The following is a 22,323-nucleotide window of genomic DNA, read 5'->3' as shown; positions in this document are numbered from 1 at the left end:
CGGCCGGCCCACGGCCCCGCCGGCCGGCCCGAGGGGCCGGCACTTGCGGTTCACACGGCACACGGCGCTAGTCGGCCTGATTGCGCAGAAAGGCCGGCACGTCGAAGTAATCCATGTCGACGGCAGCGTTGTCGCGCGACGACTGCTGCGGCCGATTGCGGATCACCGTCGGCCGGTCCAGGTCCTCGTAGCGCATCTGGCCGTCGGCCTGACGCTTGACGCTGCGCACGGCCTCGCGTTCCTCGGCCTGATGGCCGAGTCCCGTGGCGACCACGGTCACGCAGATCTCGTCGCCCATTTCCGGATCCTCGGCCATGCCGACGATGACTTCCGCGTTGTCGGCGCCCATGTCGGCGATGACTTCGTTGACGATCTGGAACTCGTGAATGCCCAGATTCTCGTCGCCCGAGACGTTGACCAGCAGGCCCTGGGCGCCGTGCAGGGACAGATCGTCGAGCAGCGGGCTCGCCAGCGCGGCTTCGGCCGCCTCGCGGGCGCGATCGTCGCCGACGGCCGTCGCACGGCCCATCATGGCCATGCCCTGCACCGACATCACGCGCCGTACGTCGGCAAAGTCGACATTGATGACGCCCGGCCGGGTGATCAGGTCGGAGATGCCCTGCACCGCGTTGTGCAGCACATTGTTGGCCGCCTGGAAGGCGTTTTTCAGCGTGGTGGCCTTGCCGAGCGCGGTCAGCAGCTTCTCGTTCGGGATCACGATCAGCGAGTCGACGAAGCGACCCAGCTCCTCGATGCCCTGCTTGGCGATGTCCATGCGCTTGCCGCGCTCGAACGGGAACGGCTTGGTGACCACAGCCAGCGTCAGGATGCCCATCTCGCGGGCGATCTCGGCGACCACCGGGGCCGCGCCGGTGCCGGTGCCGCCACCCATGCCGCAGGTGATGAACAGCATGTCCGCGCCCTCGATGGACTCGCGGATACGGTCACGGTCCTCTTCGGCGGCCTGCCGGCCGATGGCCGGGTCCGCCCCCGCGCCCAGACCACGGGTGACGTTCATCCCGAGCTGGACGAGCACATCGGCGTCGCAGCGCTCGAGGTGCTGGGAGTCGGTATTGGCGCAGATGAAATCCACACCCTGGATACCGCCGTTGACCATCTGGTTGATGGTGTTGCCACCACCACCGCCGACGCCGATGACCTTGATGACCGCCTTGTCGGTCTTCTGATCGGCGAATTCGAATACTTCAGACATGATGCACCTCTCTTGGTTGCCGTGCTTTTCCTTGCGGAAAACCTTTGTTTCGTGGCCGCTCGACGGCCGGATGACCCCTAGAAATTCCCCTGAAACCAGGCCTTCATGCGCTCCCAGACCTGGGTGAACGAGTTGTCGTTGCCGGACAGATCCATGCCCTTGCTGGGCGTGCTCCGGTTGCCGAACTCCAGCAGACCGACGCCGGTGGCGTGGATCGGGTTCTTGACCACGTCCGACAGCCCCTTGACGCGCTGCGGCGTGCCGAGCCGCACGGACATGTGGAAGACTTCCTCGGCGAGATCGGTCAGCCCCTCCATCTTCGAGGAGCCGCCGGTGATCACCACGCCGCCGGCCAGCAGATCCTCGAAGCCGGAGCGCACCAGCTCCTTCTGGATCAGCATGAACAGCTCCTCGTAGCGCGGCTTGATGACCTCGGCCAGCGTGTAGCGCGACAGCCGCCGCGGCGGGCGCTCGCCCACGCTCGGAACCTCGATGGCGTCGTCGTCCTCGATCAGCTCGGGCAGCGCGCAGCCGTAGCGGATCTTGATGCCCTCGGCGTGCTGGGTGGGCGTGCGCAGGGCGACCGCGATGTCGTTGGTCACCTGGTCGCCGGCGATCGGAATCACCGCGGTGTGGCGGATCGCGCCGTTGACGAACACCGCGATGTCGGAGGTGCCGCCGCCGATGTCGACCAGCGCGACGCCGAGATCCTTCTCGTCGTCGGTGAGCACCGCGTAGCTGGAGGCCAGCTGCTCGAGCGAGAGCTTGGAGACCTCCAGTCCGCAGCGGCCGACGCACTTCTGGATGTTCTGCGCCGAAGTCACCGCGCCGGTGACGATGTGCACCTTGGCCTCAAGCCGCACGCCGGACATGCCGACCGGCTCCTGGATACCCTCGTTGTCGTCCACCGCGAATTCCTGCGGCAGCACGTGGAGGATCTTCTGGTCCGCCGGGATCGCGACCGCGCAGGCGGCGTCGATCACGCGCTCGATGTCGGACTCGGTGACTTCCTTGTTGCGCACCGCAACGATGCCGTGGGAGTTCAGCGAGCGCACATGCGCCCCGGATATTCCGCAGTGCACCGACTGGATCCGGCAGCCGGCCATCAGCTCGGCTTCCTCCACCGCACGGCGGATGGAGTCGGTGGTGGATTCGATGTTGACCACCATCCCTTTCTTCATGCCGCGCGAGGGCGCGCTGCCGAGCCCGATGATCTCGAGCTCGCCCCCGGAGGACTCGGCCACGATGCAGGCCACCTTCGAGGTGCCGATATCGAGGCCGACGACGAGATTCTTGTCAGGCCGCTTGCTCATCAACCTTCTCCTGATCGTTGCCGGTCTCCGGCGCGGGACGGGACCCGCCGACCGCGAAACCGTCGCTGTAACGCAAATCCACATAGCCGGCGTTCGCCAGCGCCCGACGGGCCTCGGCGCGGCCGAGCGCATACTCGACGAAGCGCCGCAGCCGGGCCTCGGTACCGTCGCGGCCCAGCCGCAGTTCCAGCCCGTCGGCCAGCGTCGCGGTCCAGGAACCGCGCGCATCCAGAGTCAGTCGCGCGATCTCGACGTCGCTCGCCGACAGAATGTCGGCGAGCGCCCGGTACTGCGCCTGAACCCGCTCGGCGCTGGCCTCGGGGCCGTCGAGACGCACCAGCCCCTGCGGCCGTGCCTCGGCCCCGGGCCGGAACACGCGGCCGTCCTCGGCGAGCACGCCGTCCTCGCCCCAGAGCGCGACCGGGCGATGCTCGGTGATCCGCACGACCACGCCGTCCGGCCAGTGCCGCGACACGCTCACGTCGGCCAGCCACGGCAGCGCCGCGAGCCGGTCCTGCAGTGCCTCGATGTCGACATCGAAGAAACGCGCGTCCAGATAGGGGGCGGCGAGTGCGGCGATGCGATCGTCGCTGACATGGCCGGCCTCGCCGCTGATGTATAGATGCCGGGTGGTCTCGCCGTCGGGCTTGATGCCCTGCCAGGTGCAGGCGGCCACACCGAGCAGCAGGCCGGCGCCCAGCACGACGTCGCGCCAGCGTCGTGGGTCAGGCCAGTTCATCGTTGCTCTCCTCGGGGGACACGGTGGCGGCGAGAATCCGCCACACCAGTTCGTCGAAATCGATATCGGCCGCCCGTGCCGCCATCGGCACCAGCGAGTGCGAGGTCATGCCCGGGGTGGCGTTGAGCTCGAGAAACCAGGGCTGGCCGGCGTCGTCGAGCATGAAATCCACCCGGCCCCAGCCGCGGGCGCCGATCAGCTCGAAGGCGCGCAGGGCCAGCCGCGAGAACTCGCGCTCGCGCTCGGCGGGCAGTTCGCAGGGACAGTGGTACTGGGTGTCGTTGGCGACGTACTTGGCCTCGTAGTCGTAGAAGCCGCTGGACGGCTCGATGCGAATCAGCGGCAGCGCGCGATCGGCGAGGATCGAGGCCGTGTACTCCGGACCGGCGACGTACTGCTCGGCCATGACGTCGCGATCGAAGCGCGCGGCCTCGCGTCGGGCGGCCTCCAGATCCTCGAGGCGCTCGACACGGGTGATGCCGATGGTCGAGCCCTCGTGCACCGGCTTGACGATCAGCGGCAGCCCGAGCGCCTCGACCACGGTCGCCGAATCGGTCTCCGGCGCCAGCACGCGGTGCGCCGGCGTGGGAATGCCCTGGGCCGCCCAGATCGCCTTGGTACGCACCTTGTCCATCGACAGCGCGCAGGCGAGCACGCCGCTACCGGTATAGGGCAGGCGCTGGAGTTCCAGCGCACCCTGGACCACGCCGTCCTCGCCGCCGCGGCCGTGCAGCGCCAGCCAGACGCGATCGAAGCCCGCCGCGGCCAGCCCCAGCACGCGCTCGCGGTCGGCGTCGACACGCGTCACGTCCACTCCGCGTCGCTCCAGGCCCGCGGCCACGGCCGCGCCGGAGTCGAGCGACACCGCGCGCTCGGACGACCAGCCGCCCATCAGCACGGCCACGCGGCCGAAACGGGCCGGATCGGTGATACGCCGCGCACTCATGCGACACCTCCCGTATCGATCACGCCGCGCGCCAACGCCTGGGCCACGGATCCGATGTCGCCGGCACCGAGCGTCAGCAGCACGTCGCCGTCGCGGACCACGCCCGGCAGCACCTCGCCCAGCCGGTGGACATCGTCCACGAACACCGGATCGACCTTGCCGCGGGCGCGCACGCCGCGAGCCAGCGCGCGACCGTCGGCGTTGGCCAGCGCGGTCTCGCCGGCCGCATAGACTTCGCAGAGCACGAGCACGTCCAGCCCGGCCAGCACCTGGCAGAAATCGTCGAACAGGTCGCGCGTCCGCGTGAAGCGGTGCGGCTGGAACACCACCACCAGCCGCCGCTCCGGCCAGGCGCCACGCGCCGCATCGATAATGCTGGTGAGCTCGCGCGGGTGATGGCCGTAGTCGTCGACGAGCAGCACCTGCGCCGGGCCGAGCCTGATCTCGCCGTGGACTTCGCAGCGCCGGCCGATGCCCGCGAACTGGGTCAACGCCGTGCCGATGGCGGGCATGCCCACGCCCAGTTCGTGGGCCACGGCCGCCGCCGCCAGCGCATTGAGCACGTTGTGGCGCCCGGGCAGGTTCAGACGCACGTCGAAACCCTCGCTGTCGCCGTAGCGCAGCGTGAAGCGCGTGCCGGCGCCGTCGAAGACCAGATTCTCCGCTCGGAAGTCGGCATCGTTGTCGATGCCGTAGGTCACGATCGGCCGGCCGACGTCCGGCAGGATGCGCCGCACCACCGGATCGTCCACGCACAGCACCGCCAGCCCGTAGAACGGCAGGTGGTGCAGAAACTCGACGAAGGTGTCGGTCAGGCGCGAGAACTCGCCGCCGTAGGCTTCCAGGTGATCGGCATCGATATTGGTCACGATCGAGATCAGCGGCGTCAGGAAGAGGAACGACGCGTCCGACTCATCGGCCTCGGCGACCAGATACGGGCCCTCGCCGAGCCGGGCGTTGGAGCCCGCGCCCAGCACCTTGCCGCCGACGATGAAGGTCGGGTCCAGACCGCCGTCGGCCAGCAGCGACGCGACCAGGCTGGTCGTCGTGGTCTTGCCGTGGGTACCGGCCACGGCGATGCCGTAACGAAAGCGCATCAGCTCGGCCAGCATCTCGGCACGACGAACGATCGGCACCAGCCGTTCCCGCGCCGCCGCGACTTCAGGGTTGTCGCCCGAGACCGCGCTCGAGACGACGACCACATCGGCATCGATGACGTTCTCGGCGGCGTGGCCGACGACGATACGGGCGCCCTGGGCGGCCAGCGCGCGCGTGGCCGTGCCTTCCTTGACGTCGCTGCCGGTCACGGTATAACCGAGGTTGAGCAGCACGCGGGCGATGCCGGCCATGCCGACGCCGCCGATGCCGACCATGTGCACGACGCTCACGCGCCGCATCGGCCGGTGCATGAGCGGCTGGAAACGATCACCGGCGGGCTGACGGTCGATCATGCGGCCTCCAGCGTCTTGAAGCAGGCATCGGCGATGTCGTCGGTCGCGCGCGGCCAGGCGGCGGCGCGCGCGGATTCGGCGCGGCCCAGCAACCGTTCGCGGTCGGCGCACAGCGCGCGCATCGCCTCGGCCAGGCGCGCGACGGTGAGCGTGTCCTGATCGATCAGCTCGGCCGCGCCGGCCTCGACCAGGTAGCGGCCGTTGGCGCGCTGGTGATCGTCCACCGCAAAGGGATACGGCACCAGAATCGCGGGCAGACCGGCCGCCGCCAGTTCGGCCACGGTCAGCGCGCCGCTGCGACAGATCACCGCGTCCGCCCAGCCGTAGGCGGCGGCCATGTCGTCGATGAACGCGCTCACCTCGCCGTCGACCCCGTGTTCGGCGTAGGCCGCGCGGGCGGCGTCGAGGGTCCGCCCGGCCTGATGACGCACCACCGGCCGGATCTCCGGCGCGAGCTGCGCCAGCGCCGCAGGCACCCGCTCGTTGATCGCGAGGGCACCGCCGCTGCCGCCGAGCACGAGCAGCCGCACCGGCCCGTCGCGCCCGGCCCAGCGCGCCGCCGGTGCCGGCAGGGCCAGGATCTCGCGGCGCACCGGGTTGCCGACGGTGCGGGCCTCGGCGCCGGTAAAGGTGTCGGGGAACGCCTGAAGCACGGTCGTGGCGATCCGCGCCAGACCGCGGTTGGTCAATCCGGCGGCGGCATTCTGCTCGTGGATCAGCAGCGGCCGGCGAAGCAGGCGCGCGGCGAGCCCGCCCGGGCCCGAGGCGAAGCCCCCCATGCCCACGACCAGCTGCGGCGCCAGTCGGCGCACGACGGCCAGCGCCTGCCCTCCGGCCCGCAGCAGACGCAGCGGCGCGGTCAGCCAGGACAGCGCGCCCTTGCCGCGCAGCCCGGCCACGTCGATGGTGTGCAGTTCGAGGCCGTGCTCCGGCACCAGCCGGGCCTCGATGCCCGCGGTCGTGCCCAGCCAGGAGACCCGGGCCCCGCGGGCGATCAGCGCCTCGGCGACGGCCAGCGCCGGGAACACGTGGCCGCCGGTGCCGCCGGCCATGATCAGCACGTGGGGGACACGATTCATCCGGCCCTCCGCGATTTCGACTGTCCGGACTCGGGCTGTCGCGTCTCGATATCGACGCGGATCAGCAGGGCGCACAGCACGCACATGATCACCAGGCTCGAGCCACCGTAGCTCATCAGCGGCAGGGTCAGCCCCTTGGTCGGCAGAATGCCCATGTTCACGGCGATGTTCACGAACGCCTGCAGCGCCAGCCAGCTCGACAATCCGTAGGCGGCGAAGCCGGCAAAGAGCCGGTCCATGTCCAGCGCCCGCCGGCCGATCGCGAAGCCACGCCAGACGACCAGCCCGAACAGGCCGATCAGCAGCAGCGAACCGATCAGACCGAACTCCTCCGCATAGATCGCGAACAGGAAGTCGGTGTGCGTCTCCGGCAGATACATCAGCTTCTGCACCGAATTGCCGAGCCCCACGCCGGCGATCTCGCCGCGACCGATCGCGATCAGGGACTGGGTCAGCTGAAAGCCGCTGGCGTAGGGATGCGCCCACGGATCGGCGAAGCTCACCAGCCGGGCCACGCGATACGGCGACGACAGCGCGAGTGCGACCAGCAGACCGCCCGCCGCCCCGGCGAGCACAACCAGATGCAGCAGCCGGGCTCCAGCCAGGAACAGGATCAGTCCGGCCACCGCGACCAGGATCGCAGCGGCACCGTAGTCCGGCTCGAGCAGCAACAGGAAGCTGGCGATGACCATGAACAGCATGGGCTTGAACAAACCGCTCCAGGAGGTCGTCAGCTCCAGTCGCCGGCGTGCCGCATAGCCCGCCACGTACAGAATCAGCGCCAGACGCGCCGGCTCGGAGGCCTGCATGGAGATCGGGCCGAAATCGATCCAGCGCTGGGCGCCGTTGACCGCGTGACCGATGCCGGGCACGAGCACCACCACCAGCAGCAGCAGGCCCCCACCGAGCAGCGTGAACGTATTGGCCTCCCAGACCCTGAGCGGCACGTGCAGGACCAGGAACGCGACCACGAGCCCGATCAGCGCGTAGATCGCCTGGCGATAGAAGAAATACATCGGATCGCCGGTCATCCGATCGGCCACCGCCACCGAGGCCGAACCGACCATGACGAGGCCGATGCAGCCGATCAGAGCGAGGCTGATGAGCAGTGCCGCGTCGGGGCGCACCCGCGGCAGAACGAGCCAATCCAAGAGCCGATTCATGCCGCGACCTCCCCGACGGCGGCGACGAACGCCGCGCCGCGATCGGCATAGCCGGCGAACTGATCGAAGCTGGCGCAGCCCGGAGAGAGCAGTACCGTGTCACCCGACCGGGCCAGCGCCGCGGCCTGCCGAACGGCCTCGCGCAGCGTCTCGACCCGATACACCGCGACATGGCCGTCGACCGCGGCGGCGATCCGCTCGCCGTCCTGGCCGAAGACGATGACCGCGCGGGCCCGCGCCCCGGCCAGCGGCCCGAGCGGGGCGAAGTCGGCGTCCTTGGCCTGGCCGCCGGCGAGCAGGATCACCGGGGCGGACATGCCCTCGAGCGAGGCCATGAGCGCGCCGAGATTCGTCCCCTTGGAGTCGTTGACCCAGGTTACGCCCCGGTGCTCGGCGACCGTCTCGCAGCGGTGCGGCAGGCCGGAGAATGCCGTCAGGCCGGAACGGATGACATCCGGCTGGAGCCCGGCCGCCTCGGCCAGCGCCCAGACCGCGAGCGCGTTGATGCGGTTGTGACGCCCGGCCAGGCGCAGGGCGTCGCAGGCCAGCCAGGGCCGCTCGTCCCGGGCCAGCGACTCGCCGTCGACATCCCGGTACAGCCGGTAGTCACAGCCGGCGCCGCTGCCGAAACGCACCACCCGGGCATCGCCGGTGTCCATGGTCGCCACCCGGGCGTCGTCCGCGTTGACCAGCGCCACGCCGGCATGGCGGTAGATGCGGGCCTTGAGCGCGGCGTAGTGTTCGACATCGCCGTGGCGGTCGATATGATCCGCACTCACGTTGAGCACGACCGCCGCCGCCGCCGCCAGCGATTCCGTCAGTTCGAGCTGGAAGCTCGACAGCTCCAGCACATAAAGCTCGACGTCGTCGGCGAGCAGATCCAGCGCCGGCGTGCCGAAGTTGCCGCCCACGGCGACCTCGAGGCCGGCCGCGCGCGCGATCTCGCCGACCCAGGCGGTGACCGTGGACTTGCCGTTGGACCCGGTGATCGCGATCACCGGCGCGGCGGCGACCCGGGCGAACCATTCGACGTCGCCGACCACGGTCAGGCCGCGCGCCCGGGCCGTGGCGACGATCGGCTCGCGCAGATCCACCCCGGGCGAGACGACCAGCCGATCGACGCCCTCGAGTGCAGCCGGGTCCAGCGCGCCCGTATGCAGCTCCGCCTGCGGGCAGTCCCGCCGCAGGGCCGCGGCGCCGGGCGGCTCGACGCGGCTGTCGACCACACGCACGGCGGCGCCGTGGGCCGCAGCGAAGCGCGCCGCAGAGACCCCGGATACGCCGCAGCCGACCACGAGCACGCGGCCGTCGAACAGTTCTCGGCTCAGGCCACTCATCGGATCTTCAACGTCGACAGGCCGATGAGCACGAGCACCAGCGTGACGATCCAGAATCGCACGATGATCTTGGGCTCGGCCCAGCCCTTGAGTTCGAAATGGTGATGCAGGGGCGCCATGCGGAACATGCGCTTGCCGGTGAGCTTGTAGGTGGCCACCTGCAGGATCACGGACACCGTCTCGGCCACGAACACGCCGCCCATGACCAGCAGCACCAGCTCCTGACGCACGATCACGGCCACCACGCCGAGCGCCGCACCCAGCGCCAGCGCGCCGACGTCCCCCATGAAAACCTGCGCCGGATAGGCGTTGAACCAGAGAAAGCCGAGGCCCGCGCCGCCGATGGCGGTGCAGAAGACCGACAGCTCGCCCACCCCCTGGATGTAGGAAAAGCCCAGATAATCGGCGAACACGGCGTTGCCGCTGGCGTAGGCGAACACCGCCAGCGCCGAGGCCACCAGCACGCAGGGCATGATCGCGAGCCCGTCGAGGCCGTCGGTCAGATTGACGGCGTTGCTCGAACCCACGATCACGAAATAGCTCCAGACGATGTAGCCCGCCCCCAGCGGGACGGCCACATCCTTGAGCATCGGGATCAGCACGCTGGTCTCGGCCGCGCTGCTCGCGCCCAGATACAGCCACAGCCCGGCGGCCAGACCGACGAGCGTCTGCGCCCCGTACTTGGCCCGGGCCGACAGCCCCTTGCTGTTGCCGAAGGCCAGTTTGCGATAGTCGTCGATGAAGCCGATGGCGCCGAAGGCGCCGGTCACCAGGACCGTCAGCCACACCCAGCCGTTGGCGACGTCGGCCCAGAGCAGCGTCGACACGATCACGGCGGCGATGATCAGCGAACCGCCCATGGTCGGCGTGCCGGCCTTGACCAGGTGGCTCTGCGGGCCGTCGTCACGCACATGCTGGCCGATCTGGTGAAAGGTCAGCTTGCGGATCATCCACGGGCCGAACAGGAACGAGAACAGCATCGCCGTGAGCACGCCCAGAATCGCGCGCAGAGTGATGAACTGAAACACGCGAAAGCCGCTGTGCAGCGGTTCGAGCCAGTCGGCGAGATACATCAGCATGGCGCACCCGCCTTCGCCTCGGGCGCGATGCGCAGAGCGTCGGCGATCCGATCCATCCGGGCGCTGCGCGAGCCCTTGACCAGAATCGTCACCGGCACTTCTTCGCCATCGAGGGCTTCCAGCAGCGCGGCGTTGAGCGCGTCGTGATCGGCGAACCAGGCGCCGCCGTCACCGAAAGCCTCGACCGAGAGCCGACTCTGCGGTCCGGTCGCCCAGAGCCGGTCGATACCGGCCTCGCGCGCGGCCGCCCCGGCATCGCGGTGCGCGGCCTGCGCATGCTCGCCGAGTTCGCCCATATCGCCGAGCACCGCCCAGCGCGGCGCCGGCTGCTGCGCCAGCCAGCCGAGCGCGGCCGCCAGCGAACCCGGATTGGCGTTGTAACTGTCGTCCACCAGGTGCACGCCGTGCCGACCGGCGGTGATCGCGAGCCGACCGCCCACCGCCTCCAGCCCGGCCAGCGCACGCGCGATGGTCGCGCCGGCCACGCCCACGGCATGCGCGCCCGCGGCCGCCGCCAGCGCGTTCGACACATTATGGGCGCCGGCGAGCGGCAGCGTGACCGCGACGGTCTCGCCCGGGAGCACGAGCGTGAAACGGCTGCCCCGACCGTCCATCACCACATCGACGGCGCGCACATCGGCGGCCTCGGCTTCGCGGCCGAACGTGAGCACGCGACGCGCACCCGCCACCTCGCGCCAGTAGTCCGTATAGGCGTCGTCGGCGTTGATCACCGCCACGCCGTCGTCCGCCAGCGCCGCATAGAGCTCGCTCTTGCCGCGGGCCACGCCGTCGCGACTGCCGAACCCCTCGAGATGCGCATCGCCGGCGTTGGTGATCACGCCCACGCTCGGCCGGGCGATCGCGGCCAGCTCGGCGATCTCGCCGGGCGCGGAGGCACCCATCTCGATCACCGCCCGCTCGACCCGGCCGTCCAGACGCATCAGCGTCAGCGGCACGCCCAGGTGATTGTTCAGATTGCCTTCGGTAGCCAGCACCGGGCCGGCGGCCCCGAGGATCGCGGCCAGCATCTGCTTGACCGTCGTCTTGCCGTTGCTGCCGGTCACGCCGACCACCGGCCCGTCGAATCGCGCCCGCGCCTCGGCACCGGCGCGGGTAAGCGCGGCCGCGACGTCGGCGACCTCGAGCTGCGGCAGACGCGCATCCACACGATGCGCGACCACGGCCGCGGCTGCGCCCAGGCTGGCGGCCTTGGCGACGAAGTCGTGGCCGTCGACGCGCTCGCCGGCCAGGGCGAAGAACAGCGCGCCGCGCGGCAGGCGGCGGGTGTCGATGCTCGCACCGGCGAAATCGCCGTCGGCGCCGTGCAGGTCCGCGTCCAGCACTTCGGCCAGCCGTGACAATCGACCGTTCATACCGCCCCCAGCGCGCGGCGGGCCACGACCCGATCGTCGAAGGCCCGGCGGGTGTCGCCGATCTGCTGGCTCGTCTCGTGCCCTTTGCCGGCGATCAGCACGACGTCGCCGTCGCGCGCCGCGGCGAGTGCGCCGCCGATGGCCTCGGCCCGGTCGTGACGGACGGTCACGTCGACGTCGTCGGCGATGCCGGCGCGGATGTCGGCGACGATCGCAGCCGGCACCTCGTGGCGCGGATTGTCGTCGGTGAGCCAGAGCACGTCCGCGCCCCGGGCCGCAGCCTCGCCCATCAGGGCGCGCTTGCCGCTATCGCGATCACCGCCGCAGCCGAACACGCAGAACACGCGCCCGGCGGCGTGCTCGGCCACCGCGGCGAGCGCCTGCGCCAGGGCGTTGGGCGTATGCGCGTAGTCGACCACCACCAGCGGTTGGTCGGCACGCCCCGGGATTCGTTCCATCCGGCCCGGCACGGTACGCGCCTCGGCGAGCACGGCCGCGGCCGCGGCCACCGGAATACCGCGCACCAGCAGCACGGCCAGCACCGCGGCCAGGTTGGCGGCGTTGAAGCGTCCGATCAGGCCGGTCTCGATGCGCGCGGCGCCGGCATGGCTGTCGATCTCGATCTCCAGGCCATCGGCGCGCGCCCGCACCGCCCGCAGGCCCACGTAGTGCGCGGCGAGATGCGAGACATCGCCGCTGCCGTAGGCCACCGGCGTGACCGCATCCGCCAGCTCCTCGAGCCAGGCGCGGCCGAGGGCGTCGTCGGCGTTGAGTATCGCGTACCGCAGCCCGTCGAGCGTGAACAGGCGCCGTTTCGCGGCGGCGTAGGCGGCCGCGTCGCCGTGATAGTCCAGATGATCGCGCCCGACCTGGGTGAGCACGGCCACGTCGAAGGCCACGCCGTCCACGCGGTGCTGATCCAGTGCATGCGACGACACCTCGAAGGCGACCGCCGCCGCGTCGGCGGTGACGAAGCGGGCGAGCCAGTCCTGGACCGCGACGGCATCCGGCGTGGTATGGCTGGCCTCGGCAAGATCGTCGGTGAAACCGAAACCCAGCGTGCCGAGATAGCCGCAGCGCGTGCCGAGCGCATCCAGAGCCCGGGCGAGCAGCCAGGCGCAGGAGGTCTTGCCGTCGGTCCCGGTGACACCGGTCACGAACAGCCGCTGCGCCGGCTCGCCGTAGGCGCGCGCGGCGATGCGACTGGCCCGGGCGGCCAGATCCGGCACACGGACATGGGGCACGTCCAGCACGGGCGCGCGTTCGCGGTCCCAGACCACCGCCCTGGCGCCGCGCGCGACGGCGTCGTCGGCGTGGTCCAGGCCGTGGGCGCGCGTGCCCTGATAGGCCATGAACAGGCTACCCGGACGCGCCGCGCGGCTGTCGACGGTGACCTGCGCGATCTCGGCGTCCGGCACGTCGCCGACGTCGAAGCCCGCCAGCAGCCGAGCCAGGGGCTGGCGCAGGGGCTTGGCCGGTGCGAGCCCCATCATGTCCCCGCCTCGCCGTCGTCGGCCTTGGCTGCCAGCATCGCCGGATTGTCCGGGGGTACGCGCAGGATGCGCAGCGCATCGCGCATGACCGCCGCGAAGACCGGCGCGGCCACCGCGCCGCCGTAGTATTCGTCCTTCTTCGGCTCGTCGAGCATTACCAGCGTGACCAGCGCCGGGTCCTCGGCCGGCGCCATGCCGACGAACAGCGCCTGGTGACGATCGCTGTTGTAGCCGCCACCGCCCGCCTTGCGCGCGGTGCCGGTCTTGCCGGCCACGCGATAGCCGGGGATCGCGGCCCGCGAGGCCGTGCCGGCCGGCGAGACCACGCCTTCGAGCATCCGGCGCATGGCACGAGCGGTCTCCGCTGAGATCACGCGCTCGGGCGGCGCGTGCATCTTCGCGCCTTCGCCCTGAATCAGGCGAAGGCTGCGAAGCATGCCGTCGTCGGCGATCGCGCCGTAGGCTCGCACCAGCTGGAACGCCGTGATCGACAGACCGTAGCCGTAGGAGGCGGTGGCCGTCTCGACGTCGTTCCAGCCGTAGAAATCCTCGAGCACGCCGTAGCGCTCGCCCGGGAAACGAGCGCCACTGGTCTGGCCGAAGCCGAACTCGTGATAGGTGCGCCAGACCTGTTCCGCGCCCATTTCCAGACCGACATGAGCGGCGCCGACATTGCTCGACTTCTGCAGGATCTTGGCGAAATCGACATCGCCGTAGTTGCGGTAGTCCTGCACGGTGAGGCGTCCGACCTGGAACCAGCCCTTGGTCTCGATCTCGTCGTCGGCGTCGTAGAGGCCGGAGTCCAGCGCGCCGGACAGCAGGATCGGCTTGACCGTGGATCCCGGCTCCATCACGTCGGTGGCCGCCCGCGCCCGGACGCCGGCCGGATCGATCGACTCGCGATCGTTCGGGTTGAAGCTGGGATAGGACGCCACCGCCCGCAACTCGCCGTTGGACGGATCGAGCATGACCACAATGCCGCCGGCGGCATTGTTGCTGATCACCGCCGACTTGATGTGGCGATAGGCCAGGTACTGCAGGCGGGAGTCGATCGTCAGGCGCAGATCGTGGCCGGGCTCGGGCGGCTCGAACTCGGCGACGTCCTCGACCGTGCGGCCGAGCCGGTCCTTGATCACGCGACGGCTGCCCGGCTCGCCGTCCAGGAACTCGTTGCGGTCAAGCTCCAGACCTTCCTGACCGCGGCCGTCGATATTGCTGAGCCCCACGATCTGCGCGGCGGCCTCGCCGGCCGGGTAATAGCGCTTGTATTCACGCTGCAGGAAAATGCCGGGCGCGTCGACGTTCATCACCGCGCGCGCGTCCGACGGCGACAACTGACGCCGCAGGTACAAAAACTGCCGCCCACGGTATTCCTCAAGCCGGTTACGGAGGTCCGCGGTGGACATATCCAGGCGCTTGGCCAGGGCCGGCAGTTTCTCCGGCGCCTCGAGCACTGCACCCGGTACCGCCCAGACAGACTCGGTCGGCGCCGACAGCGCCAGGGGCTCGCCGTTGCGATCCTCGATCGCGCCACGCCCGGCCGGAACCGAGACCGTACGCAGGTGACGCTTGTCGCCCTCCTTGGTCAGAAACGCCTGATCGAGCACCTGGAGATCGAAGGCGCGGCCGGCGAGTATGAGCGCGAACAGTGCGAACGCGCCGAGAACCGCGGCGCCACGCCAGCGCGCCGGCGGCGGGAGCTGGGTATTGCGATTGCGGCGCGGCGCACTCACGGCTTGCGCTCCTCGAGCACCACATAGTTCTGCGGCTGAACCATGCCCAGTTCGCGCCGGGCCACCTGCGCGACCCGGTCCGGATTGGCCCAGGCGCTCTCCTCGAGCTGTAGCTGTGCCCACTCGGTGGAGAGCTTGTCGCGCTCGACGCGTTCCACCTGGAGTTCATGCGCGAGCTCGCGCGACTTGTGTTTGGCCTGAACCACGGCAACGGCGCTGACCAGATTGGCCGCGACCAGCGCCGCAATGACGAGACTGCGGCGATTCATGCCGACACCCGTGGTGCGCCGGTACGCTCGGCCACGCGCATGATCGCGCTGCGGGCCCGCGGGTTGGCTCCCGCTTCGTCGGCCCCGGCGCGCACCGGCCGCCCCTGCAGACGCAGTGCCGGATCGGGCGCGGCCGCCATAGGCACCGGCGGCGGCGCCGGGCGCGCCTGGGTGCGCATGAAGCGCTTGACCCGCCGATCCTCGAGCGAATGAAAGCTGATCACGGCCAGTCGTCCGCCCGGCGCCAGCACGTCCAGGGTCGCATCCAGCGCCGCGTCCAGCGCGCCCAGTTCGTCGTTGACGTGCATGCGCAGCGCCTGAAACGTGCGCGTGGCCGGATGAATGCGCTTGCCGGCACTTACCCGGGCCGGGACCGCGGCGACCACCAGCTCGGCCAGCCGCCGCGTGGTCGCCACCGGCGTCTCCGCGCGGGCCGCCACGATCGCGCTGGCGATGCGGCCGGCGAACGGCTCGTCGCCCAGGCGCTTGATGACCGAAGCGATCTCGCCGTGACTCGCCCGGTGAAGCCAGTCAGACACTGGCGCCCCGGCGTCCGGGTCCATGCGCATGTCCAGCGGACCGTCGTGACGAAAGGAAAATCCGCGCGCGCCCACGTCGAACTGCGGCGACGACACGCCGAGATCGAACAACAGCGCATCGACCCGACCGAGCAGGCCGAGCGCCTCGATGTGGGCCCGCAGTTCGCGGAACGAACCGCGCACGAAGGTCAGACGCGGATCCCGGGCCGCCAGCGCCTCGGCATCGGCCGCGGCGTCCGGGTCCTGGTCGATCGCGACCAGCCGGCCGCCGGCACCGAGCACACCGAGAATCGCCCGGCTGTGCCCGCCGCGACCGTAGGTCGCATCGACGCAGATGCCACTCTCGCGCGGTTCGAGCGCGGCCAACGCGGCGTCTAGCAGTACCGGCTGATGTTCGGCCTGCGGCATGTCGGCGGCGGTCCTCATGGCGTCGTTACGAGTGGCGTGGCTGGCAGCGGGCAGGCATCACAGACTGATGTCCATGAGCACGTCGGGCAGATCACCGTTGGCGGCATCCCGGGCGAGCGCGGCGGCGGTATCGGCGTTGCGGGCCTCGAAGGTGGCCTCGTCCCATATCTCGAACAGATTGCCCATACCCGAGAGCACGGCACGATCACCCAGCCCCGCGAAGGTGCGTAGATTGGCCGGCAGCAGAAGGCGGCCCTGTCGGTCCATGTCGGCGTCCCGCGCTTTGCCGAGAAAGAAACGCTGAATGTCACGCACCTGATTGTTGAGGCTGCCCTTGGCGAGCAGCTGCGCCTCGAACTTCTGGTATTCCGGCTGCGGATAGAGCAGCAGACAGCCGTCCCAGTGCTGGGTGACGACCATCCGACCGCCGCAGTCGTCGATCAACGACTGGCGATATGATGCCGGGATCGCAATACGCCCCTTGGCATCGACGGTGATCGGATGTGACCCCTTGAACACGTAGCGGCCTCTCGTCGCTCTAAACCACTTTACCCCACTTCTCGCCCCGTAGCGCCACTATAGGCAGCCGCGGTTTGGGGTGTCAAGCGCGAGTCAAACGACCGAAAAATCCGGCTAAACAGGCATTTCCGAGGCCTTTTCACAAGCGTCTCATCAAGAGATTGGCTCGCGATTTTGTCTTTTCATTCCATGTGTTTGGGCGCGTTATATGAATTAAACGATCACGTTCCGCGCCGGCGCGGACGAACGTCGTCCAAAGCAGCGTGACGAGGGCAAATGGAATGTGGGGCAGTGTGGTGCGCGACCGCCGCCGCAGGGCAGCCGCTCCACACGGGCGACAGACGGGGCAGTCAAAGAAGAGTTCGGAGTCGGCCGATAAGCCGGGTTCTGTCGTGCGCAGTCATTCATCTGGGGCACACGTCGCCGTGTACCTCATGCGACCTACCCGAGGACTGCGCGGGCCGCGCGTCGTCCTCCTATTTGGTCTTGCTCCGGATGGGGTTTACCGTGCCACGAACCGTTACCGGTCGCGCGGTGCGCTCTTACCGCACCGTTTCACCCTTACCAGGCCTGCGGACAGGCCTTCGGCGGTCTGCTTTCTGTTGCACTTTCCGTAGGCTCACGCCTCCCAGGGGTTACCTGGCATCCTGCCCTGTGGAGCCCGGACTTTCCTCCGTGCCCGCAAGCGGGCACCGCGACTGCGTGGCCGACTCCGAAGCGCAATGCTATCACTGAAGCTCGAGTGCCCGAGCATAGGCGGCGTTGCGCGAGACACCGAGCAGACGCGCCGCGGCGCCGGCAGCGCTTTTCGTGCCGGTCACGGCGAGCAGCTCGGTCAGGAGAGCGTCCAGCGTGACCTCGACGGCATGGCGCTCGACAACCGCCGCCCCGCCGACGACCAATACGAACTCACCGCGGCGCCGGTTGGCGTCGACGGCCAGCCACTGGCCCAGCGCCTCGGCCGGCAGCTGCACGCTCTGCTCGTGCAACTTCGTGAGCTCGCGGCACAGGGTGACAGGGCGCTGTTCGCCGAGGGTGGCGGCGATATCGGCGACCGCAGCGGCGATGCGATGACTCGACTCGTAGAACAGCAGCGTGCGCGTCTCGTCGGCCAGTTCGGCGAGGCGGGCCCGACGCCCGGCCGCCCTGGCCGGCAGAAAACCCTCGAAGACGAAGCGATCGCTGGGCAGCCCGGCCACCGACAACGCGGCCACCGCCGCGCAGGCGCCCGGCACGCAGCGCACCTCGATACCCTCGGCCCGTGCCGCCCGCACGAGCGCGAAACCCGGGTCGCTGATCAGGGGCGTGCCGGCGTCGCTGATCAGAGCCACCGCCTCGCCGGCCTGAAGACGACCGATCAGCTGCGGCACACGCTCGGCCTCGTTGTGCTCGTGCAGCGAGAGCATCGGGGTGCCGATCGCCAGATGCTCGCTCAGCCGCGCGCTGTGGCGCGTGTCCTCGGCGGCGATCACGGCCACCTCCGAGAGCACCCGGGCCGCCCGCGCGGCGACATCCTCCAGATTCCCGATGGGGGTGGCGACGATCCAGAGCATGGCGGGCGTGGCGGTCATGACGGCGCACGATGGCGAACGGCGCTGATATTATGCCGATGACACCGGCGCGCATGGGGGAACGGGGCGCGCGAATCCCTGGGAGTTTCTACGAATGACAAGCATCCGGTCGTATATCCAAGCGCTCTGTCTGCTGTTCGCGGCCGCCGTACTGGCCGGCTGCGCGGCGACGCAGCGGCCCGAACCGACATCGCAGCCGAGCCGCTCACCGACGGAACAGGCGCGCCAGGCGGAACTGGAGGATGACCACGCGCGCGCCGCCGAACTCTATATGGAAGCCGCAGCGGAGGCCGACGACCCGGCCGAGCGCCAGCGGCTGCGTCTGTCCGCCGGCCTGGACGCCGCGCAGGCGGGCCAGGCCACCCGGGCCCGGCAGATTCTCGACGGCATCCAGGCGTCGAGCCTCGACGACGACGCGCGTATCCGTTACGAACTGGCAAGCACGCTGGCGCGTATCGCCGCCATGCCACCGACACGCGCCCTGGCGGAACTGCCGCCGCCGAGCAGCGGCACCGACCCGGAGATCGCCCAGCGCGTGTGGCTCAAGCGCGGCGAGCTGCATTTCGCCCAGAACGACCTCATCGCGGGCATGCACGCACTCGTCCAGCGCGGCATCTGGCTGGTTGACGACACCGCGCTCGCCGCCAACGACGCACGCGTCTACGACAAGGCGCTGCAGGCGATCGCCTACGGCCAGGGGCCGGACAGCCGCGCCGCACGCAACGCCGATACCACCACGCGCGGTTGGCTTGCCCTCGCCGCGATTGGCCAGCGCCGCTGGGCCGACCGCGCGGCACGCGATCGGGCGCTGGCGGAATGGGAGAACGAGTATGCGGGGCATCCCGCGGCCCGCAGCGTACTGCCCGAACGCTTCGACTACGACAGCACGATGGTGGTGAGTCAGCCGGCGGAGCCGGGAGAACAGGCCGGGCCGGCCGACCTCGGCCCCGCGCCGGAGCCGCCCAGCGACACCGTCGCCCTGGCGCTGCCGCTGAGCGGCGACTTCGCCCGAGCGGCGGAGGCCATTCGCGCCGGCTTTCTGTTCGCCTACGAGACCGACAGCAGCGCACCCGGGCAGCCGCTGATTTACGACACGAACACGATGAGCGCCGAGGCGATCCTGCGCCGGGCGCGCCAGGATAATGTGGGTGTGCTGGTCGGGCCGCTGAACAAGTCGAAGGTCGCGGCGCTGTCCAGCCAGGCCGGGGAACGGCCGATCGTCGCCCTGAACCGCATCGATCGGACGATCACGGAGCCGGGCTTCTATCAGTTCGCGCTCGCACCCGAGGACGATGCGCGCACGGTCGCACGGCATGCCGCGGACGAGGGCCACGAGCGGGCACTCGCGCTGGTGCCGGAAGGCGACTGGGGCAGTCGCGTGTTCGACGCCTTCCGCGAGCGCTTCAGTGTCGGGGGTGGGCGCGTGATCGACTACGCGACCTACAACAGCGACCAGCACGATCACCGCGGCCCCATCCAGTCGGTACTGTCGGGCTATCCCGGCAACGAAGCCGACTTCATCTTCGTGGCCGCCGCGCAGCCGGTACAGGCACGCCTGATCCGCAGCCAGCTGCGTTTCTATCGCGCCACCGGGCTGCCGATGCTCTCGACGTCGCACATCTACAGCGGCTCCCCCGATCCCAACGAGGACATCGACCTCAACGGCGTCCGCTTCGCCGACCTGCCCTGGGTCATCGGCGAAGGCGCCTTCCTCGAAGACCGTCGCGCGGCCGCCGCTGAGCGCTACGGAGACACGGCCGAGCGCTACACGCGGCTGTTCGCGATGGGCATGGACGCCTGGCGACTGACCGACCAGATCGGCAGCGGCGGCCTGCGCACGGGCGATACGTTCGAGGGCATGACCGGCGTTCTGGCGGTCAGGCCGGACAATCGGATCGAACGCTATCTCGCCTGGGCCGTCTTTCGTGGCGGCCGGCCCCAGCTCGTCGAGATGCCCTCGCAGGCCGACGTCCGCAACGAGCCATCCGAACCTGCGCCGTGGGAACCTTAGCCAAGGGCCGGGCCGCCGAAGATCGGGTCGACGCGGCGGCGCGCCGGCGCGGTTGGCGTGCGGTCGTGCGTAACCACAACGCCCGCGGCGGCGAACTGGACCTGGTCTATCGCACGGGCGATGAGCTCATCGTGGTGGAAGTCCGCTACCGCTCGCGGGGCGACTACGGCAGCGCCGCGGCGAGCGTCACCGCGCGCAAGCAGCGGCGCATCGTCACCGCCACGCGCGACCTGCTCGCCCGCCAGCCCGATCTCGCCCGCTGCGCGATCCGCTTCGACGTCGTCGGCGTCGACGACAGCGATCAACTCGACTGGATAGAGAACGCGTTCTATGCCGAATGAGACCGGCCCGGACGGCCGCACCGCCCTGATCGCCACGCTGTTCGAGGACGGCGTGCGTGCCAACCGCGACACCCTGGCGACGATGGACGCCGCCATCGTCACCGCCGCCGACCGGCTGATCGACTGTCTGACGCACGGCGGCAAGGTGCTGTCATGCGGCAACGGCGGCTCGGCGGGCGACGCCCAGCACTTCTCGTCCGAGCTGGTGAATCGCTTCGAGCGGGAGCGCCGGGCTCTACCCGCCGTGGCACTGACCACCGAAAGCTCGACGCTGACCGCCATCGCCAACGACTACGACTACGACCGCCTGTTCTCGCGCCAGATCGAGGCGCTCGGGCGGCCGGGGGACACGCTGCTGGCGATCAGCACCAGCGGCAACTCGGGCAATGTCGTCCAGGCGATCGCGGCGGCACACGACGCCGGCATGGGCGTGGTCGCCCTGACCGGCAAGGACGGTGGCCGGATGGCGTCGATACTGGCAGCGGACGATATCGAACTGCGCGCCGTTTCCACGACCACGGCGCGGATTCAGGAGATCCATCTCCTGTTCATCCACTGCCTCTGCCGGCTGATCGAGGACCACCTGCTGGACTGAGCGGCCGTCGGTACCGCTGTCGTTCGAGGCGCGGCTGCCGGCGGTCGACCCGGGGCGACTACTTGACGACCTTCAGATGCGCGCGCTTGCTCTGGGCCGTCTGTTCGCCACTCTCGCCGTCGGCGTCGTCACCGCCATCCGGGCCGCCGTCCGGCGGGGTCGGCGGCTCGACTTCGCCGAAGAGCATGCCCTCGCCGTTCTCGCGCGCATACAGCGCGAGAACGGCACCGGGCGGCACGCTGACGTCGTAGCTCTGTCCCGAGAACCGGGCCGAGAAGCTGATCAGGGCGTTGTCGAGCGACAGGCCGCGCACGGCGCCCGGACTGATGTTGACCGTGATCTTGCCGTCCTCGGTGACGAACTGATGCGGCACGTCGACGCCCTCGGCGTCGGCGGCCACGAGCAGATGCGGCGTCAGATCGTTGTCGAGCACCCAGTCGTAGAGCGCGCGTATGAGATAGGGGCGGCGCGAGGTCAATTCGGCCATGAAAGCTCCCGGGTTTTCAGGGCGCGCCGGCGGTGCCCATCTGGGCTTCGATCGGCGACAGGCTGCGCTCGAAAGCGGGTCGCGCGAACAGACGCCGGGCGTAGCTGTGCAAACGTTCGTGCTGATGCTTCGGCAGTTCGACACCGTAATGGTTCAGACGCCAGAGCACCGGTGCCAGTGTACAGTCCACGAGCGAAAATTCCTCGCCGATGTACGTCCGCGGCGAGAATTCGGCGGCCAGCGTGGTCAGCAGCTCGGTCATGCGACCGCGCGCCTTGCGCGCCACCGCAGGGGTGGATTCGAGCTCGTCGCAGAGCGGATAGAGATCCATCTCCATGCGATAGATCGCCAGCCGATACTGCGCCCGCAGCACCGGGTCGACGGGCATCAGCGGCGGATGTGGGTAACGTTCATCGACGTACTCGATGATGATCCGCGGGTCGTAGACCACGAGCTCGCGATCGACCAGCGTCGGCACCGTATTGTAGGGGTTGAGCTGGAGGAGATCCTCGCTCTCCTCGTCGTCGCGCAGCGCCACGACCTCATAGCCGGCCACGCCCTTTTCGGCCATGACCAGCCGGACCCGATGGCTGTGCACGCAGTCGGCACGCGAGTAGAGCGTGATCGTGGAGCTGCGGCTCGCCATCGGACGTCTCGCTTGGCG

Annotated in this window: 21 protein-coding genes and 1 other RNA gene; 3 read left to right on the top strand and 19 right to left on the bottom strand. The window is 69.8% G+C overall.

The window, feature by feature from the left end; all coding sequences use genetic code 11:
- Positions 1–67: 67 nt before the first annotated feature.
- The 17 genes from ftsZ to rsmI form a co-directional block, all read right to left on the bottom strand.
- The gene (gene ftsZ / locus SAOR_RS13845) at positions 68–1,213 is read right to left on the bottom strand and encodes a cell division protein FtsZ (RefSeq protein ID WP_123589437.1); all 1,146 of its coding nucleotides are present in this window, start codon (positions 1,211–1,213) and stop codon (positions 68–70) included.
- A gap of 77 nt (positions 1,214–1,290) precedes the next feature.
- The gene (gene ftsA / locus SAOR_RS13840; RefSeq protein ID WP_123589438.1) at positions 1,291–2,526 is read right to left on the bottom strand and encodes a cell division protein FtsA; all 1,236 of its coding nucleotides are present in this window, start codon (positions 2,524–2,526) and stop codon (positions 1,291–1,293) included.
- Complete coding sequence (locus SAOR_RS13835) at positions 2,510–3,265, bottom strand: cell division protein FtsQ/DivIB (RefSeq protein ID WP_123589439.1); 756 nt, start codon at positions 3,263–3,265, stop codon at positions 2,510–2,512. The genes ftsA and SAOR_RS13835 overlap by 17 nt, the downstream gene beginning before the upstream one ends.
- A complete protein-coding gene (locus tag SAOR_RS13830) occupies positions 3,252–4,211 on the bottom strand; it encodes a D-alanine--D-alanine ligase (RefSeq protein WP_123589440.1) in 960 nt (319 codons plus the stop codon). The genes SAOR_RS13835 and SAOR_RS13830 overlap by 14 nt, the downstream gene beginning before the upstream one ends.
- On the bottom strand, positions 4,208–5,662 hold the full coding sequence (murC, locus tag SAOR_RS13825) for a UDP-N-acetylmuramate--L-alanine ligase (RefSeq protein WP_184947093.1): 1,455 nt from the start codon (positions 5,660–5,662) through the stop codon (positions 4,208–4,210). The genes SAOR_RS13830 and murC overlap by 4 nt, the downstream gene beginning before the upstream one ends.
- Positions 5,659–6,741 carry an undecaprenyldiphospho-muramoylpentapeptide beta-N-acetylglucosaminyltransferase gene (gene murG, locus SAOR_RS13820; RefSeq protein WP_123631946.1) on the bottom strand — a complete coding sequence of 361 codons (1,083 nt, stop codon included), beginning with the start codon at positions 6,739–6,741 and terminating at the stop codon, positions 5,659–5,661. The genes murC and murG overlap by 4 nt, the downstream gene beginning before the upstream one ends.
- A complete protein-coding gene (gene ftsW, locus SAOR_RS13815; protein ID WP_123631945.1) occupies positions 6,738–7,904 on the bottom strand; it encodes a putative lipid II flippase FtsW in 1,167 nt (388 codons plus the stop codon). Before ftsW ends, murG begins: the two co-directional genes overlap by 4 nt.
- A complete protein-coding gene (gene murD / locus SAOR_RS13810) occupies positions 7,901–9,241 on the bottom strand; it encodes a UDP-N-acetylmuramoyl-L-alanine--D-glutamate ligase (RefSeq protein ID WP_123631944.1) in 1,341 nt (446 codons plus the stop codon). The genes ftsW and murD overlap by 4 nt, the downstream gene beginning before the upstream one ends.
- Complete coding sequence (gene mraY / locus SAOR_RS13805) at positions 9,238–10,320, bottom strand: phospho-N-acetylmuramoyl-pentapeptide-transferase (protein ID WP_123631943.1); 1,083 nt, start codon at positions 10,318–10,320, stop codon at positions 9,238–9,240. The genes murD and mraY overlap by 4 nt, the downstream gene beginning before the upstream one ends.
- A complete protein-coding gene (locus SAOR_RS13800; RefSeq protein WP_123631942.1) occupies positions 10,314–11,693 on the bottom strand; it encodes a UDP-N-acetylmuramoyl-tripeptide--D-alanyl-D-alanine ligase in 1,380 nt (459 codons plus the stop codon). The genes mraY and SAOR_RS13800 overlap by 7 nt, the downstream gene beginning before the upstream one ends.
- Positions 11,690–13,186: a UDP-N-acetylmuramoyl-L-alanyl-D-glutamate--2,6-diaminopimelate ligase gene (locus SAOR_RS13795; protein ID WP_221180002.1), complete on the bottom strand. Its 1,497-nt coding sequence runs from the start codon at positions 13,184–13,186 to the stop codon at positions 11,690–11,692. Before SAOR_RS13795 ends, SAOR_RS13800 begins: the two co-directional genes overlap by 4 nt.
- Positions 13,183–14,919 carry a peptidoglycan D,D-transpeptidase FtsI family protein gene (locus SAOR_RS13790; protein WP_123631940.1) on the bottom strand — a complete coding sequence of 579 codons (1,737 nt, stop codon included), beginning with the start codon at positions 14,917–14,919 and terminating at the stop codon, positions 13,183–13,185. The genes SAOR_RS13795 and SAOR_RS13790 overlap by 4 nt, the downstream gene beginning before the upstream one ends.
- Complete coding sequence (ftsL, locus tag SAOR_RS13785; protein ID WP_123631939.1) at positions 14,916–15,188, bottom strand: cell division protein FtsL; 273 nt, start codon at positions 15,186–15,188, stop codon at positions 14,916–14,918. The genes SAOR_RS13790 and ftsL overlap by 4 nt, the downstream gene beginning before the upstream one ends.
- Positions 15,185–16,135, bottom strand: a complete 951-nt coding sequence (gene rsmH / locus SAOR_RS13780) for a 16S rRNA (cytosine(1402)-N(4))-methyltransferase RsmH (protein ID WP_123631938.1) — start codon at positions 16,133–16,135, stop codon at positions 15,185–15,187. Before rsmH ends, ftsL begins: the two co-directional genes overlap by 4 nt.
- A gap of 57 nt (positions 16,136–16,192) precedes the next feature.
- Positions 16,193–16,654 carry a division/cell wall cluster transcriptional repressor MraZ gene (gene mraZ, locus SAOR_RS13775; protein WP_123589448.1) on the bottom strand — a complete coding sequence of 154 codons (462 nt, stop codon included), beginning with the start codon at positions 16,652–16,654 and terminating at the stop codon, positions 16,193–16,195.
- A 360-nt stretch (positions 16,655–17,014) separates the two neighbouring features.
- Positions 17,015–17,368, bottom strand: an RNA gene (gene rnpB / locus SAOR_RS13770) — RNase P RNA component class A.
- Between the two features lie 14 nt (positions 17,369–17,382).
- Positions 17,383–18,225 (bottom strand): 16S rRNA (cytidine(1402)-2'-O)-methyltransferase, encoded by an 843-nt coding sequence (gene rsmI / locus SAOR_RS13765; RefSeq protein WP_123631937.1) that lies wholly within the window; start codon positions 18,223–18,225, stop codon positions 17,383–17,385.
- A 94-nt stretch (positions 18,226–18,319) separates the two neighbouring features.
- Here rsmI and SAOR_RS13760 point away from each other — a divergent pair, with 94 nt between their 5' ends.
- From SAOR_RS13760 to SAOR_RS13750, 3 genes are read left to right on the top strand one after another with little or no spacing between them, the layout of a single operon-like run.
- On the top strand, positions 18,320–20,236 hold the full coding sequence (locus SAOR_RS13760) for a penicillin-binding protein activator (RefSeq protein WP_123631936.1): 1,917 nt from the start codon (positions 18,320–18,322) through the stop codon (positions 20,234–20,236).
- A complete protein-coding gene (locus SAOR_RS13755; RefSeq protein ID WP_221180001.1) occupies positions 20,224–20,577 on the top strand; it encodes a YraN family protein in 354 nt (117 codons plus the stop codon). Before SAOR_RS13760 ends, SAOR_RS13755 begins: the two co-directional genes overlap by 13 nt.
- Positions 20,567–21,172 (top strand): phosphoheptose isomerase, encoded by a 606-nt coding sequence (locus SAOR_RS13750; RefSeq protein WP_123631934.1) that lies wholly within the window; start codon positions 20,567–20,569, stop codon positions 21,170–21,172. Before SAOR_RS13755 ends, SAOR_RS13750 begins: the two co-directional genes overlap by 11 nt.
- Before the next feature lie 58 nt (positions 21,173–21,230).
- Here SAOR_RS13750 and SAOR_RS13745 read toward each other — a convergent pair whose 3' ends face one another.
- On the bottom strand, positions 21,231–21,650 hold the full coding sequence (locus SAOR_RS13745; protein ID WP_123631952.1) for a ClpXP protease specificity-enhancing factor: 420 nt from the start codon (positions 21,648–21,650) through the stop codon (positions 21,231–21,233).
- A 25-nt stretch (positions 21,651–21,675) separates the two neighbouring features.
- A complete protein-coding gene (locus SAOR_RS13740) occupies positions 21,676–22,305 on the bottom strand; it encodes a glutathione S-transferase N-terminal domain-containing protein (protein ID WP_123631933.1) in 630 nt (209 codons plus the stop codon).
- Positions 22,306–22,323: the final 18 nt, after the last annotated feature.

This window comes from Salinisphaera orenii subsp. orenii MK-B5 (assembly GCF_003788635.1).
GTDB lineage: Bacteria > Pseudomonadota > Gammaproteobacteria > Nevskiales > Salinisphaeraceae > Salinisphaera > Salinisphaera orenii.
The sequence above is the reverse complement of the archived record's forward strand: the minus strand, read 5'-3'. Positions and strand labels throughout refer to the sequence as shown.

Bases quoted from the DNA above. Each gene is read 5' to 3' on its own strand.
- ftsZ (WP_123589437.1), bottom strand. From the start codon at position 1,213: ATGTCTGAAGTATTCGAATTCGCCGATCAGAAGACCGACAAGGCGGTC.
- ftsA (WP_123589438.1), bottom strand. From the start codon at position 2,526: ATGAGCAAGCGGCCTGACAAGAATCTCGTCGTCGGCCTCGATATCGGC.
- SAOR_RS13835 (WP_123589439.1), bottom strand. From the start codon at position 3,265: ATGAACTGGCCTGACCCACGACGCTGGCGCGACGTCGTGCTGGGCGCC.
- SAOR_RS13830 (WP_123589440.1), bottom strand. From the start codon at position 4,211: ATGAGTGCGCGGCGTATCACCGATCCGGCCCGTTTCGGCCGCGTGGCC.
- murC (WP_184947093.1), bottom strand. From the start codon at position 5,662: ATGATCGACCGTCAGCCCGCCGGTGATCGTTTCCAGCCGCTCATGCAC.
- murG (WP_123631946.1), bottom strand. From the start codon at position 6,741: ATGAATCGTGTCCCCCACGTGCTGATCATGGCCGGCGGCACCGGCGGC.
- ftsW (WP_123631945.1), bottom strand. From the start codon at position 7,904: ATGAATCGGCTCTTGGATTGGCTCGTTCTGCCGCGGGTGCGCCCCGAC.
- murD (WP_123631944.1), bottom strand. From the start codon at position 9,241: ATGAGTGGCCTGAGCCGAGAACTGTTCGACGGCCGCGTGCTCGTGGTC.
- mraY (WP_123631943.1), bottom strand. From the start codon at position 10,320: ATGCTGATGTATCTCGCCGACTGGCTCGAACCGCTGCACAGCGGCTTT.
- SAOR_RS13800 (WP_123631942.1), bottom strand. From the start codon at position 11,693: ATGAACGGTCGATTGTCACGGCTGGCCGAAGTGCTGGACGCGGACCTG.
- SAOR_RS13795 (WP_221180002.1), bottom strand. From the start codon at position 13,186: ATGATGGGGCTCGCACCGGCCAAGCCCCTGCGCCAGCCCCTGGCTCGG.
- ftsL (WP_123631939.1), bottom strand. From the start codon at position 15,188: ATGAATCGCCGCAGTCTCGTCATTGCGGCGCTGGTCGCGGCCAATCTG.
- rsmH (WP_123631938.1), bottom strand. From the start codon at position 16,135: ATGCCGCAGGCCGAACATCAGCCGGTACTGCTAGACGCCGCGTTGGCC.
- rsmI (WP_123631937.1), bottom strand. From the start codon at position 18,225: ATGACCGCCACGCCCGCCATGCTCTGGATCGTCGCCACCCCCATCGGG.
- SAOR_RS13760 (WP_123631936.1), top strand. From the start codon at position 18,320: ATGACAAGCATCCGGTCGTATATCCAAGCGCTCTGTCTGCTGTTCGCG.
- SAOR_RS13750 (WP_123631934.1), top strand. From the start codon at position 20,567: ATGCCGAATGAGACCGGCCCGGACGGCCGCACCGCCCTGATCGCCACG.
- SAOR_RS13740 (WP_123631933.1), bottom strand. From the start codon at position 22,305: ATGGCGAGCCGCAGCTCCACGATCACGCTCTACTCGCGTGCCGACTGC.